Origin of the sequence: Halococcus agarilyticus (genome assembly GCF_000334895.1) — an archaeon.
GTDB classification, from domain to species: Archaea; Halobacteriota; Halobacteria; order Halobacteriales; family Halococcaceae; genus Halococcus; species Halococcus agarilyticus.
Genome location: NZ_BAFM01000029.1, coordinates 1 through 12,710 on the forward strand (window position 1 = coordinate 1; position 12,710 = coordinate 12,710).

Here is a 12,710-nt window from a genome sequence, read left to right on the forward strand (position 1 = left end):
TTCTCATATGCTATACTGAATCAATCACAGTATCAAAGACACTAAATTTTTTCTCAAGAATCTGTTCGATGTTCCCTGCTGCGATCGAGAGTGTTTTGTCGGCATAGCCTCCTGGTCGGATGCCGGACAGACGACGTGCGCGCTCTATGTGGTCTATCGCCTCCTGAAGTTCTTCAGCCGCTCTGCTGGGTTGATCAGTCATGGGGTACTCCTCTTCTCAACGTCGAGGGTTGTTTGGCCGGGTATCGTACCTGCAATCGCGTACCTCGATGGTTCCGTTTGCTGGTCGACACTGAGATGCAGGCAGACAGCGTCGATCCACGGATCCAGCCATTCACAGGTTTCTTGAAGAGCTGGAACCACATCACCCGGACCAGCACATAGCGCACCTCCGATCGGATCCTCTGGATCCGCATAGCGCCTGGCACTCACGATCTGATGGACTGCCTCGGCGAGCACATCGCGAACGAAGACGTGTTCATCGCTGCCGGTTGCGGTGAACCAGGGCAGAACCGTTTCACCGCGTTCGGATTCTCGGAATGGAAGCGTGAAACGCCACCCTTCGTCCGTATCGCGAATAAAATCGAAGGCTGCGAGGTACTCTGTGTGATTTCGGACGCTTCGGGCGGACACGTCAGCCAGCTCGGCGAGTTCACTCTGCGAGAGGGGTGACTCGGCAGTGAGCAGTCTGTGAACGATTTTCGACAGTGCTGGCTTGGACATGTCTGGGACGATCCTGGTGTGAGGAAGCGTCATGAGAGCGAACCGAACCTCATCGAGGCGGAGTTCACGACCCAGTTCCCTGTTTTCCGATGCAAGGTTACGGAGAGCGGCCGCGGTATCCCACGGCGTGCCGGTGAGTGCTGCAAGGACGGATATCGTTTCTCGCGTGGCTGTGAGGCTCTTCTGCCGGCAGAGCAGTCGAACAGTTTGGGCATGTGCGTCCCGTTCGCTTCCGTCGATCACTTTGACTGGAACAGGGACGGCAAATTCCGGGGCATCCTCACGTGGTTTACCTGCACCGATCTGTCGGCTGAGACGGTCAGCGAACGCTTCACCGATTCCCTTTCCCACCACTACGAAAGATCCGATGAGTTCGCCGTACGGGCTGGCTGCATCGACAGCTGGGGGGATCGCGTTCCGGACTTTCTTCTCGCGAGTTTCGAACAGTTGACGGTACGCTGCGAACTCTCTGTATCGACTCTGGATGATCGCTCCCTTGTTGATCGTTCTGGCGAGGTCTCGCTCGTCGCTCTCCTTGAAATTGCGCGAGAACTCGGGAATTCGGACCTCACGGATGACCTCAACGTCGGCCAGATCACAGAGGTGAACGATCGTGCCGGCAAGCCCCAGTGCCTCACGAATCACATCACCCCGGAAGGAGTCACGGTCACTGTAGTTCCTGTGATGGAGATCGCGAGTCATCTCTCGGAGGTCTTCCGCCGCTTCTAGAAGTGCATCACGATAGTCCTCACCTGTTGCGTTCCGGTCGGCGAGATAGCCAAGACACCGCGAGTTCCGCAGAAGGTCGGTATGCTCCACGAGCAGGTCACCAACCTTCCCATCCTCGAGGCGTTCGGGCGGTAGAGCGTGTTCCCAGGTTCGCGGATCCGCCAACGCGAGTGCAACGCACACCCACCACTGCATCGGGTTTCGATACTCGGCACCGATCACCAGTCGGTCATCACGTTCGTCGTAGTGCCAGTGAGGCTCTTCCGGATCATCCTTCGGTGCGATCGGATGATCTGCCACCGTCACCCCGCCCTCTACAGCAGCAGCAGCGACAGCGGCAGCACGGTATCGAGCCTCGGGACGAACCTGGTGGTAGCGTGATCGCTCCACTCCATCACTACCACCTCCGTCACCAGGCTGTGGGGGGGCACCGTGTGCGTGTGGGGATACACGGCTATTGCCGGAGCGATTTCCGGGTTCGCTAACGCAGTCCGAAAGCTGCTGCTGTACACTGATCTCCTCTTCTAGGGTCTCAAGATACTGCCGGCCGGCCACCAGAAGCTCTACCATCCGTCCCTCAGGACCGTCGAATCTTGTGACGAGATCGTAATCGGCGAGTACTCCAAGACACTGTCGAACACGCGAGTCAGACACCTGCGCATCAGCGTAGAGTGAGTGATACGACGTGGCTTTGCTCGCCTCACTTCCAATAGATCGGAGGATCGTCGTCTCGCGACCGTCGGGATCAAGCGTATCTCGTGCCGCCTCAACTTGTTCGGCCACTTCCCCCTGAGATGCATATGGGTGTGCAATGTCCCGATCGCTAACACCGGGAAGACTGGTATGATATTCCTTGACAAGCTTGCGCTGCCAGCGTCCAGTCGCGATTAGTCGAAGATCGACTGCTTGTGCGAGCGGAGCGAGAATTTTCTGAACGATCTCCTCTCGCTGCTCGACACGGAGGGCACCAAACTCATCGTCGACCTTGATCGAAACTGTGGGTGTTCGATCACTAGCTTGGAGCACCGCGATCGGCCCATCGACCAGACTGCTGAGGGGCGCATGCAGTCCGACAGCGGATCGCTCGGCGGCACCGAATTCGGTGATGAGGCGACGTGCCTGTTTGGTACGAGCTGATTTGATTGGATCAGCGTCGACGAGACTTCCCATAACACTTGCGTAGAGCCCATCGAGTGCACTCACGCCCATCGTTTCGAGGGCAAAGCCCCGCCGACCGGCTCGAAGGTGACCGACGAGATCATCGACGGCACGCTCAACTTCCTCCAAGAGTCCAGCATCGGTGAGGCGCTCCCAGATAGTACTCGGGGGTGCGTCTGCAGTAGCCGAGATGGGCGATTCTGGCGGATGCTGGGTGAGAGTGAGTCCTGGCGACCCCATCGTATCTCACTCCCTCCCTCTGATCCAGCCGGTCGTTCCATCGCTGCCGACGACGGGATCATGACTGGTTCCTGTGTGTCCAAAGTAGCATGCTGTCCACTCCTCACAGGTGAACTGAGGGTAATGACGAACAAACGAAACCTTAGAATCTTCTTCTGAACCTTCGCTCTTCAACTTCATTGTTCTGCGCCCCCATTCCCCTCACCTGTAAGACAGAGTTGGCCGTCTTCAGTGGTCCAGTACTGAACGTGTGTCCTCGGTTCAGGGATGATATCGATGGCGCGGAGGACATCGGTAGAGCGAAAAGTAGCGTCGCTCAGAGGATACATCTGTTACGCCTCCGTTGTTTCGAGCAGGGCCTCGGCGATCCAACTACAGGGCAGATCGCTCTCAGCGAGGTCCTGAAGATTCCGCTGATGTTTCTCCGTCATATCAACCATCGTTTTCACCGTTCTTAACCAGTTGTATTTCTAACCCGACAGAATCGCCGCCGTCAAGCTTGAATTCATTACGAATCGCAACAGGAATCGCGACTTTCCCGTTGTCGAATGGCCGATTCGTGCTTCTCATTGTCTTCCGTCTTCAGATCGGACCAAAAGAAACATTTAGGTACCCCGGGAACGTGGTTACCCATAGAATTCATACATATGTCAGAGGAACCCTACAGACTTGTTGGTTATCAGAAAGATTATGCTTATACGGGGAAGGCACCAGAAGAATCCACCTACCGGGATCACGAACTTCGTGAACCTGTTCAGAGCAAGGCAGATATGGTAGATGATCGAATAGACGCACTATGGAGTGATGTAACTCTGACTAACCGTTTGACAGATGTGACTATAGGCACACGCTACAGTCCTCATGACCTGGGATGCAAATTCGGGGAGATTGCTGCCTCTCTTCTGTCTGTGAAAGACTCAGAAAACAGTATATGTTTCTATTCGGAATTTCTTACCGGTATAGTAGAAGAGATTGATGAGAAAGCAGTTCCAAATATGACGGTTAGCCCCGTAGAGAAGGAATATATTGACAAGGCCCAATTCAGGAATGAGTTATTAGAATCGGTCCAGAAAAATATGAGTACGCAACTAAAAAATGATTTGGAAGACTCACATGATCGTTTTAGATCATATCAAGAATCGGGGGAGAAAAGAGAAGAAGTGCAAAATCACATAAGAAAGATCTTAGAAAATTCCGGATATGACCCTTCAGAGTATATCGTGAATAAGTTGTACTATACAATGGTCGCTCTCCCCAGAAACTATCCAATCAATCAGTCAAATTTAAATGCAAAGGAGTTGGTCTCTGAATCGGAAATCTTACAAGCGGTTGAAGAAGAGCAATTAGTAGAACGAAGTCTGCTTCGAACCCAGGTTAGTGACGATATAGATCGATTACAGAAAGACTGGAAAAATCTGAGTCCAAGAGATGTTTTTGAGTACGTTGCTTTGCAGAATAAAAGCCAGGTAGTGCCAAAACACGAAGTGGTCCGAAAATTCAAAGATGAGACGGTAACAATTGCGGTACTAAACGATTTGGCAGGCATACCAGATCGTCGGAATCACGAATATATCGATAGAGTATTTGAGGATGCTCCCCTACTACAAAAACGGGGAAGGGTTGGAAAGTGACCCTCTACGGTGAGGTAATAGCCAAAGTGCTGTGCAATAGGGGCAAATTTGCAAAAATTTCTACTGACAAGCAGCTGCAAGCGGCAAGTGAGTTGGGCCTTATCGATTAGTGGCCTTCGATCTTTTCAAGAAGCGTAGCTTTGACCTTGGGATCCTTGAGTAACTGGTCAAGTGCGTCAACTTTCTCCATGGTTTCTCTGTTGTCTGGTTCCGTTTCAGCATAGGACTGTTTCACGTCCGTTTCTATTTGATTCTCTACGGCTTGGGCATCTGGAGTAAATACAGTCCCACACCGGGCGCATGCCCTCGCGTTCTCAGGTAGCGCGTTTCCACACGTCCGACATGTACCAGGCGAAAGCCGACTTCCACTCTTGTCGTCGGGTTCACGAATCCCTGCAGCAATCTCCGCTTTCTCGTTATGGCTCTCATCTGAAAGGTGAGAATACACCCGCTGCATGACGTCGCTGTCCTCCTCGTGGCCAATCAAGTATTTTACAGTGCTATCGGGCAACTCGTAGTCCTCTTTGGCGATAGTCACGAAGTTGTGGCGAAGCATGTGTGGGTGCATCGGCTTCTCGATCCCGGCCTTCTCTTTGATTTTTCGCATCGTGTAACTCACAGAGTTACTGGACAGCTGAATCTCCGGATCGAGGTCATCGTCGGCGGTCCACCGTGGTTTCTTCGTGAACACGTAAGCATCGGGATTCTCGGCTTCGGGATGATAATTTCGCCAATCGCGAAGTGGTTGGGCGGCGTCCAGCAGCGTGCGCCACTTCCCAACATGGTCGGCCCCTTTCAGGGCGTCGCAATTGGGATTGTATTTGTAAACGCCACGTTCTAAGTCCACGTCCCGCCAGCGAAGCGACCGGAGGGCGGCGTTGCGCATCCCGGTGTAAAGCAATAGCGCGAACATAGCTTCGTCGCGTGGGTGGTCGGCCGACTGCCGCGCGCTCAGTATCTCCTCGCGAGTGAGCATGTCTCGCGGGTCGACCGTCCCGCTCTCGTCACCAACGTCGGAATAGTAGTTGATGTCGTCAGCGTCAACCCACAAATCGTCATGGTAGCGGTAGAACCGGCGCATCGTGAATTGGATTTTTTGGACGGTCTTCTTGCTGATTCCGCCCTTTTTCACGAGGTCGCTCTCGCCGGTGAGAAACCGATCAATGACGGCGTTAACGTTCGTGTCCCGATCGCCGTCTGGGTCCGCGTGGAGCGTATTCAGCGGTGTCTCACGAGCCACCTTACTCATGAACGCAATCCATGTTGTGAGCGTCGTTGGCGAGCGCGTCGACTCACCGTCCGGGGGACTTCGGATCGTGTTCCCGTCGTCGTAGGCTTCGACAATCTCGGTGATTCGTGCGGCGTCGTCAGCGGCGATCTCGCCGACAAGTTGGGCGTAATCGTCGTCGTTGGGGTCCCGATCGGTGACGGGGACGGCGAGCCGGGTGATCCGATCTTTCGCGTTTTCGAGTGCGTCGCGCGGGTCGGCGTGAACCATACAAGACACACGGCCCCCGATTATCTTAAAGATATTCCCTAAGCTATAGTCGTAGTCTACATGGACATCCCGAATCCGGTGTTCATCGGCGACACCGTGACCGCCGACTTCGAGGTGACCGACAAACGCGACCTCGACAGCCGCGACGACGCCGGCCTGGTCGTGATCGACAGCGAGATGACCAACCAGGACGGCGAGTCGGTGTTCGCCGGCGATATGAAATTCCTGTTCAAGAAACGTTCCCAGTAGATACCATCACGGTGGTTCCTGACAGCGTTATGGTCCATCCAGGATCGGCGAGATCTCAATGCGAAACCGAATGACAGGATGTGTATAGTCGCTTCCAGAATATTCTTATCCTCGAACTTTTTATGTTAGGGATTGGTACACATGCCATGCCGACTCAATTGGAATTCGCTCTCGAACAATCCAATGGAGAAGATTTTGAAAAGCTAGCGCCAGGGTTCCTGAAGCAGAAGGACTACGAAATCAAAACGAGTGGTGTCAAGGGAACAGATGGAGGATGGGACGCTTTCGTCGAACTCAGGGATCGCTCCGGAATCGCACATGCGAGCGTTCGAAAAGATTGGCGGCAGAAGCTTCGTGAGGATGCAAGAAGCTCAGAAGAACTCGAAGACGAATTGGAGTCGGATTTTGACGTATTCATTTTCGTAACGACGCGTGAGCCAACCGGACAACAGGAACTCGATTTACGAACCGAAATTCGCGAGGAGTACGGCTGGGAGCTCGAATTGATACACCGTCGTGATTTGATCCTCGCTCTCGAAAACGACTGTCCGGAGCTGGCAGAGCGATATTTGGATGTTGACCTTGGCGCGTCCCATAAGCAATCTAAGCCCGAACAGACTATCGCGTGGTATCAGCAGGTCACAGCTCATGTTGACCGACTCCAGCGTTTAGCGGAGAAACGTGAAAGTGGTGCTATCATGTCCGAACAAAAGATCCAGCGAAGAATGGAGCCGGAAGTTGATACGCTCTCTCAGTTGGCTAATGAGGGAAATCTATCTGGTTCCACTGAAGAATCCTTGGACAAGTGGAGCAGATAGTAGAGATCGGTGATGACGCTCTTCAGGTCCAGACGAACTTCAGTACAGAGTCAATTCAGAGCCAACTGCGTGAATTAGACAGGGCTGCAGATGAACTGAAAGAGAACACAAACGATGAGATAGACCGCCTCACGAGCGATGGGCAATAGCAGCTTTTCACGTCCTATAGAAATAATGTCACTTAGTCGTAGATGTTCCGTCGCGGGCCGATTTCCCGAACGAACAGCACTTCCGGATCTTCGTCGCGCCGCCAGTCGATGATCGCCCGATAGTCGCCGATCCGGAGCCGGTGGTACGGTGAGCCACTCAGGCGCTTGAGGTAGTGGTCGGGAAAGTCCTCGATACTTCGGAGTTTCTCCATGATCCGGTCCCGCACGTCGGGTTCGGCGTCGCGCAACCAGTCGGCGGCGCGCTCCGACACCTCGATCTCGGCCATTCAGCGGGGTTGTGCGTCGCCGAACTCAGCTTCCAGCTCGTCGAGAGGCACTGCGTCGTCGGGATCGGCCGCGTCCGCTCGCGCGCGAGCCTCGGGGGAGAGCCGCGGTGCGACAGTAGCCCACCACGCGACGGCGCGCGCCCCGGTCTCTTTCCGATCGACGAGACCATCCTCACGCATCCGGTTCAGTCGGGCGTTCACTGCCGACGCCGAGAGAGGGAGTTCGCCGGCGAGTTCGGCGGCGGTGAGAACCGGCGCGTCCGCGTAATCGAACACCTTGAGCACGTCTTGATCGGTGACTTTCTCACCGAACTTCCCGGACTCGTCGCGCTGCTGTTCACTCATGCGTGTCCGTAGTAGATCGGACACCTTAACCGTTGCTCACGTATCCGCCGGTAGAGAACGGTTCCGTTCTTCTGGGCGTTGCAGTCTCAGTCACCGACTCGTACCCGTTGCATGGAACTTCCAGAACGGTATCGAGCGTCTCGTCCATGCAACGGACGGAGAAGGCCCCGCAACCAGCTGTCGTTGTGCCAGCGGTTCGGTACCGGTTCTCCGCTACGACGAATCCGAACGGTGAAAGGCCCCGCGGCGAGTCGGACCAGTAGTGGCAGTCCTCACCCGATTGGCGGCGATGCTCGCCGTGGTGCTGGCCGGGACCGGCCTGCGCGCGGCCGGGGTGCTCGACGCCGATCGGACCGCGCGGCTAAACGCGCTGACGTACTACGTCGCGCTCCCGGCGCTGATCTTCACCGCGACGTACGATCGATCGGTCGGCGAGCTGCTCTCGCCCGCGCTGCTCGCCGGGCTGTTGATCGTGCTCCTCGCGACGGCGGCGCTCGCGTGGGTCGTCCACCGGGATCGGTGGTCGCGACCGCGCCGGAGCGTCGCCGTGGTCCAGTCGTACCACTCGAACCTCGGCTATCTCGGCCTCCCGCTCGTCGCCGCGACGTTCGACGGCGAGGTGACCGCGATCGCGAGCGTGATCCTCGGGATCGGCTCGCTGGTCCAGGTCCCGCTCACGGTCCTCGTGCTCGTCGGGCTCAACGATGCCGACACACGGGTGCGGAACGAGCTCCGCGAGGTCGCGACCAACCCCGTGCTGGCGTCGCTTGCCACCGGGCTCGCGGTCGGTGAGATCGGGGTCGCGGTTCCCACGTCCGTGGCGGCCGGTCTCGACGGTCTCGGCGCGCTCGCGCTCCCGCTCGCGTTGCTCTGCGTCGGCGCATCACTCGAACTCGACCTGCCGTCGGTCGACGTCGGCGCGACGCTTTCGGTCGTCGGGCTCAAGATCGCCCTGATGCCGGTGCTCGCGTGGATCGTCTTCTCGGCGCTCGCCGTCGATCCTGCAACGCTGACCGCGGGCGTCGTGATGTTCGGGACGCCGACCGCCGTCTCGACGTTCGTCTACTCGAACGAACTCGGCGGCGACGAGGGGTTCGCGTCGCTCAACGTCTTCGTCACGACGGTCGCGTCGATCGGAAGCCTGTTCGTCCTGATCGAACTGCTCGGATAGCGAACGACCCGGCGATCGGTTCCGTTGGGCTCCCGACTCACGAGAGCGACGACGGACCCCAACCCTTAGTATTCGATCGTGCCACCTCCCGACAGAATGCCCTCGAACGACTCCCGCCGGCAGTTCTTCCTCCGGGTGACGGTCGTCGTGGCCGTCGCGACCCTCTTTTTGACCGCGAGCTTCGTCGGCCTGCTCGCCCTCCTCAACGGCGATCTCCACGGGTTTGCCTCGCGAGTCGCGTGGTATCTCACCGTCACCGCGATCGCGTTCGTCGGCAACATCGTGCTCCTCGAAGAGCAGGGTGCGGCGGGAACCTCGATCATCACGACGGCGACGATCGTCGCCTGCCTGGTGTTCGTCGTCGTCTCGCTCGGCGTCGAAGGGCTCCTTTACACCGCCCGGAACCCGGCGGCGGTGTTCGTCTCCCAGACCATCCTCTACTTCTTCGCGGCGGCGCTCATCGGCAGCGGGTGTGGGTACTGGGCGCTGCGCCACTGGCGGGAGGTCGTGGGATAGCGACCCAGTGGTGTCGATCGGATGGGCGGTGGTAGCGGTGCGTTCGTGGTCGGGTGGACGGGGTCCGTCAGGGATCGTCGTCGGCGAGTCGACGGCGGACCAGGTACGATCCGAGACGGAGGCGGTAGCCGGCCGATCGCAGCAGGAACACCGAGAGATCGCCGATCTCGGCGACGACGCCCCCGACGCCGGTCCGGTCCTCCGCCGCGGTCGGCGGGGTCGGCGGCGTCGGACGCCGGCGCGGCGACGACACGATGCTGTTCGGGATGTCGATCACGCGCCTGGCCCGCGATCCGCCGTCCGCACCGGCGCGCTCGGTCTCGACATCGCTTGCCGGGGCGGGCTCGTCGTGGCTGGCCCGGAGTTCGGCGACCTCCTCTTCTAGCGCGCGGTTTCGCCCTCGTTCCCGCTCGACCGCCGCTTCGAGATCGCCCGCGTCCGCGCCGTCGAGCGACTCCCCGCCGCCCGAGTCGGGTGGCGCGGTGTCGATATCCGCCACCGCCTCGTCGAGATCGGCGTTCTGCGTCACCGTCTCCTGCTCGCGGGCCGTCGCGTCACCCCGTCGGTCGAAATCGTCTGGGTCGTCGTGATCCGGCTCGACCGTCGTTTCGAGCGGTGAGTCGTCCGAGAGGAGAGCCTCGGTCGCGCCGTTTCCGGCGGCCCCGTCGTACGAGTCGAGACCGGGCGTCGCGCCCGCGTCGTGGGTGGCCTTCCGCCGGAACCGGACACGATCCACCGAGTCGTCCCAGTCCGTGAGCAAGAATCCCTCGCCGGCGTCGAACCCCTGGATCATCTCGGCGCGCTCGCTGCCGAGCACGTCGCCCGCGATCGAGACGTCGTTCTTCCACGTCAGCCGGTGCCAGACCAGCCAGTCACACTGGGTGATGAAGTCCTTGTCGACCGACGAGGGGCGCTGTGACATCCCGCAGATCCCGAACCCCCGTTTCCGGCCGCGCTTGCCGATTCGCTTGAGGAGCTTCGCGAGATCGGTGCCGCCACCGGACTGGGGGAGGTACTCCTGCATCTCCTCGATCAGGAGCAAGAACGGCTTGCGCTCGCGCTTTTCCTTCCGGAACAGATGGGCGACGACGTCGTGGATCAGCTTCTCGGCCTCCTCGCCGTCGAAGTACCCCGAGACGTCGAGGATCACCGGCACGTTCTCGACGAGGGCGGCCTCCGCGATCGATTCGGCGTCCTCGGGGCCGATCTCGACGTCACAGAACTCGTCGGCACCCGCGTGAAGCACCTCGAAACGCTCCTTCAGTCCGTAGTACTCGCCCTCGGTGTCGACGATCAGGAGGTTGAACCCCTCTTCGAGGAGCTGCTCGGCGATCACGCTCGCGGTGTTCGACTTGCCGCTTCCTGATTTTCCAGTGACAAATCCGCGTCCCGTGAGGATCTCGACGGTCGGGAGCGTTCTTCCATCTTCGGTCACGACGATGCGTCGGTCGTGCTCCTCTCGCGCCATTCGTGCGGGGCGACGTGCGCCACCCGGATAAATACCCGTCGTCGCCGGCGGATTCGATCGCCGAGAGCGGATCACCGCCACCTCAATGACTTTGTGTGCCACGGCAAAACACACCACGCATGCGAGCCGTTCGATACCACGAACACGGCGGGCCGGAGGTACTGCAGGTGGACGAGCTCGACCGACCGACGCCCGCGGCGGACGAGATTCTCGTCGAGATGCGGGCCGCGAGCGTCAACGCGGTCGACACGAAGTTCCGGGCCGGAACCTACGGTTCGGTCTCGCTGCCGGCGGTGCCGGGTGGCGACGGGGCGGGCGTCGTCAACGAGGTCGGAGAGGGTGTCGAGGCGTTCGACGTCGGCGATCGCGTCTTCGCCGGTGGAATGGGCCACGACGAGGGCGGCACGTTCGCCGAGTACGCCGCGATCCCGGCGACGAAGGCGGCCCACCTCCCCGAGAGCGTGTCGTTCGACGTCGGCGGCGCGATCCCCAATGTGGGAGTGACCGCGTGGCTGGCGCTCGTCGATCGGATCGGGCTCCGCCCGACCGAACACTGCCTCGTCCACGGCGGGAACGGCGGCGTCGGCCACGCTGCCGTCCAACTGGGCAGGGCCGTAGGTGCTGACGTGATCGCGACCGCCGGCTCGGACGAGACGCGCGAAGGGGTTCGGGACCTCGGCGCGGTCGCGGCGTTCGACTACGACAGCGAGACGCTCGCCGAAGAGATTCTGAACGCAACCGACGGCGACGGCGTCGACGCGATCCTCGATCACCGCCTCGACGAGTATCTCGGGCTCGATCTCACGGTCGCCGCGATGAACGCCCACATCGTCAGCATCACCGGCGACATCCCGGCGGTCGAGAACGCACCGATGCAGGACAAACAGCCGATCGTTCAGGGCCTGGCGATCGCGAACACCCCCGAGCGCCGGCCCGTCCTCCGTCGGCTCGCCCGCCTCCTGGAGCGGGGCGACCTCACCGCCGTGATCGCCGCGGCCCACGACTTCGAGACCGCCGGCGACGCCCATCGAACCGTCTCGGAGGGTGGCTACGTCGGGAAGATCGTCGTTCATCCCTGATTCGGCTGCTCCGACCGGCTCGTTTCGACTGCCCGTAGCGGCGCGGCACGTGGGGTTCCGTAGCGTGTGGTGATTCCAGCGAAAAGTCCGCCAGGTGCTCGGCAGCGGCGACCGCCGAGGATCAGTCGCTCGTGTGGGCGGTCACGACGTATCCGAGGTCGTCGATGACCTGCTCGACGTAGCTCCCGGTCGTCGGATGCGGCGTGGCGAACGAGACCACACCCGCCTCGTGATCGGCCGCCACGTGCGTGACGTCGCCGACGTCGCCGACCTCACGCTCGACGATCGCCGCACAGCCCGTACACGTCATTCCATCGACGTCGATTCGGTGACGCATGGTCGTCAGTACCCACGACGGCGGCTTAAGCTACCGAGAATCTGAGGAAAAATGAATCGATCCGACGACAGGCCGACCGGGCCGATCGACGGCTCAGCCGTGCGCTTCGACCGGCGCTCCGTCGGCGTTCCGTTTGACGCTCCGGATGCCGTTCCGGGCCGCCCGTTCCGAACTGTAGCCCTCGCCGCCGTCGGCGATGATCTCGGTGTTCCGGTGACGAAGTCGCCATCGCCACTCGCCCGCGCTGTCGACGTAGAGTTCGAACGTCGCCTGGCTCATGATGCAGCCTCGCTTGGCGACGCCGGGTAATCA

General features: G+C 59.5%; 13 protein-coding genes and 1 pseudogene. 6 read left to right on the plus strand and 8 right to left on the minus strand.

From position 1 onward, the window contains the following. Window positions 1-10: 10 nt before the first annotated feature. On the minus strand, window positions 11-202 hold the full coding sequence (locus TX76_RS17780) for a hypothetical protein (RefSeq protein ID WP_154019117.1): 192 nt from the start codon (window positions 200-202) through the stop codon (window positions 11-13). Next, window positions 199-2,739: a hypothetical protein gene (locus tag TX76_RS17785; RefSeq protein WP_154019118.1), complete on the minus strand. Its 2,541-nt coding sequence runs from the start codon at window positions 2,737-2,739 to the stop codon at window positions 199-201. Before TX76_RS17785 ends, TX76_RS17780 begins: the two co-directional genes overlap by 4 nt. A gap of 758 nt (window positions 2,740-3,497) precedes the next feature. On the opposite strand from TX76_RS17785, the gene TX76_RS17790 reads away from it, so the two are divergent. Continuing rightward, entirely contained in the window at window positions 3,498-4,481 is a 984-nt protein-coding gene (locus TX76_RS17790) for a hypothetical protein (RefSeq protein ID WP_154019119.1), read from the plus strand. A 106-nt stretch (window positions 4,482-4,587) separates the two neighbouring features. On the opposite strand, the gene TX76_RS15975 is transcribed toward TX76_RS17790, so the two are convergent. Further along, window positions 4,588-5,979 (minus strand): tyrosine-type recombinase/integrase, encoded by a 1,392-nt coding sequence (locus TX76_RS15975; RefSeq protein WP_228842415.1) that lies wholly within the window; start codon window positions 5,977-5,979, stop codon window positions 4,588-4,590. 57 nt (window positions 5,980-6,036) lie between these two features. Between TX76_RS15975 and TX76_RS15980 the strand changes: the two are divergent. Together TX76_RS15980 and TX76_RS17795 are read left to right on the plus strand one after the other, a co-directional pair. Then, window positions 6,037-6,228: pseudogene (locus TX76_RS15980) on the plus strand (MaoC family dehydratase); the annotation flags it as partial. 146 nt (window positions 6,229-6,374) lie between these two features. Then, window positions 6,375-7,046 carry a hypothetical protein gene (locus TX76_RS17795; RefSeq protein ID WP_154019120.1) on the plus strand — a complete coding sequence of 224 codons (672 nt, stop codon included), beginning with the start codon at window positions 6,375-6,377 and terminating at the stop codon, window positions 7,044-7,046. A gap of 181 nt (window positions 7,047-7,227) precedes the next feature. Here TX76_RS17795 and TX76_RS15990 read toward each other — a convergent pair whose 3' ends face one another. Beyond that, a complete protein-coding gene (locus TX76_RS15990; RefSeq protein ID WP_062946291.1) occupies window positions 7,228-7,482 on the minus strand; it encodes a type II toxin-antitoxin system RelE family toxin in 255 nt (84 codons plus the stop codon). Beyond that, a complete protein-coding gene (locus TX76_RS15995) occupies window positions 7,483-7,827 on the minus strand; it encodes a winged helix-turn-helix domain-containing protein (RefSeq protein WP_049903860.1) in 345 nt (114 codons plus the stop codon). Window positions 7,828-8,089: 262 nt separating this feature from the next. Between TX76_RS15995 and TX76_RS16000 the strand changes: the two genes are divergently transcribed. Beyond that, window positions 8,090-8,998 carry an AEC family transporter gene (locus tag TX76_RS16000; protein WP_049903862.1) on the plus strand — a complete coding sequence of 303 codons (909 nt, stop codon included), beginning with the start codon at window positions 8,090-8,092 and terminating at the stop codon, window positions 8,996-8,998. Window positions 8,999-9,094: 96 nt separating this feature from the next. Next, entirely contained in the window at window positions 9,095-9,514 is a 420-nt protein-coding gene (locus TX76_RS16005; protein ID WP_049903863.1) for a hypothetical protein, read from the plus strand. A gap of 67 nt (window positions 9,515-9,581) precedes the next feature. On the opposite strand, the gene TX76_RS16010 is transcribed toward TX76_RS16005, so the two are convergent. Then, complete coding sequence (locus TX76_RS16010) at window positions 9,582-10,982, minus strand: ATP-binding protein (RefSeq protein WP_049903864.1); 1,401 nt, start codon at window positions 10,980-10,982, stop codon at window positions 9,582-9,584. Window positions 10,983-11,101: 119 nt separating this feature from the next. Here TX76_RS16010 and TX76_RS16015 point away from each other — a divergent pair, with 119 nt between their 5' ends. Continuing rightward, entirely contained in the window at window positions 11,102-12,061 is a 960-nt protein-coding gene (locus TX76_RS16015) for an NADPH:quinone reductase (protein ID WP_049903866.1), read from the plus strand. Between the two features lie 121 nt (window positions 12,062-12,182). Here TX76_RS16015 and TX76_RS16020 read toward each other — a convergent pair whose 3' ends face one another. After that, a complete protein-coding gene (locus TX76_RS16020; protein WP_049903868.1) occupies window positions 12,183-12,398 on the minus strand; it encodes a heavy-metal-associated domain-containing protein in 216 nt (71 codons plus the stop codon). A 93-nt stretch (window positions 12,399-12,491) separates the two neighbouring features. Beyond that, window positions 12,492-12,677, minus strand: a complete 186-nt coding sequence (locus tag TX76_RS16025; protein ID WP_049903870.1) for an HVO_2922 family protein — start codon at window positions 12,675-12,677, stop codon at window positions 12,492-12,494. Window positions 12,678-12,710: the final 33 nt, after the last annotated feature.

Excerpts from the sequence above, each read along its gene's own strand:
- TX76_RS17780 (WP_154019117.1), bottom strand. The coding sequence starts at position 202 with ATGACTGATCAACCCAGCAGAGCGGCTGAAGAACTTCAGGAGGCGATA.
- TX76_RS17790 (WP_154019119.1), top strand. The coding sequence starts at position 3,498 with ATGTCAGAGGAACCCTACAGACTTGTTGGTTATCAGAAAGATTATGCT.
- TX76_RS15975 (WP_228842415.1), bottom strand. The coding sequence starts at position 5,979 with ATGGTTCACGCCGACCCGCGCGACGCACTCGAAAACGCGAAAGATCGG.
- TX76_RS17795 (WP_154019120.1), top strand. The coding sequence starts at position 6,375 with ATGCCGACTCAATTGGAATTCGCTCTCGAACAATCCAATGGAGAAGAT.
- TX76_RS15990 (WP_062946291.1), bottom strand. The coding sequence starts at position 7,482 with ATGGCCGAGATCGAGGTGTCGGAGCGCGCCGCCGACTGGTTGCGCGAC.
- TX76_RS15995 (WP_049903860.1), bottom strand. The coding sequence starts at position 7,827 with ATGAGTGAACAGCAGCGCGACGAGTCCGGGAAGTTCGGTGAGAAAGTC.
- TX76_RS16005 (WP_049903863.1), top strand. The coding sequence starts at position 9,095 with ATGCCCTCGAACGACTCCCGCCGGCAGTTCTTCCTCCGGGTGACGGTC.
- TX76_RS16010 (WP_049903864.1), bottom strand. The coding sequence starts at position 10,982 with ATGGCGCGAGAGGAGCACGACCGACGCATCGTCGTGACCGAAGATGGA.
- TX76_RS16015 (WP_049903866.1), top strand. The coding sequence starts at position 11,102 with ATGCGAGCCGTTCGATACCACGAACACGGCGGGCCGGAGGTACTGCAG.
- TX76_RS16020 (WP_049903868.1), bottom strand. The coding sequence starts at position 12,398 with ATGCGTCACCGAATCGACGTCGATGGAATGACGTGTACGGGCTGTGCG.
- TX76_RS16025 (WP_049903870.1), bottom strand. The coding sequence starts at position 12,677 with ATGAGCCAGGCGACGTTCGAACTCTACGTCGACAGCGCGGGCGAGTGG.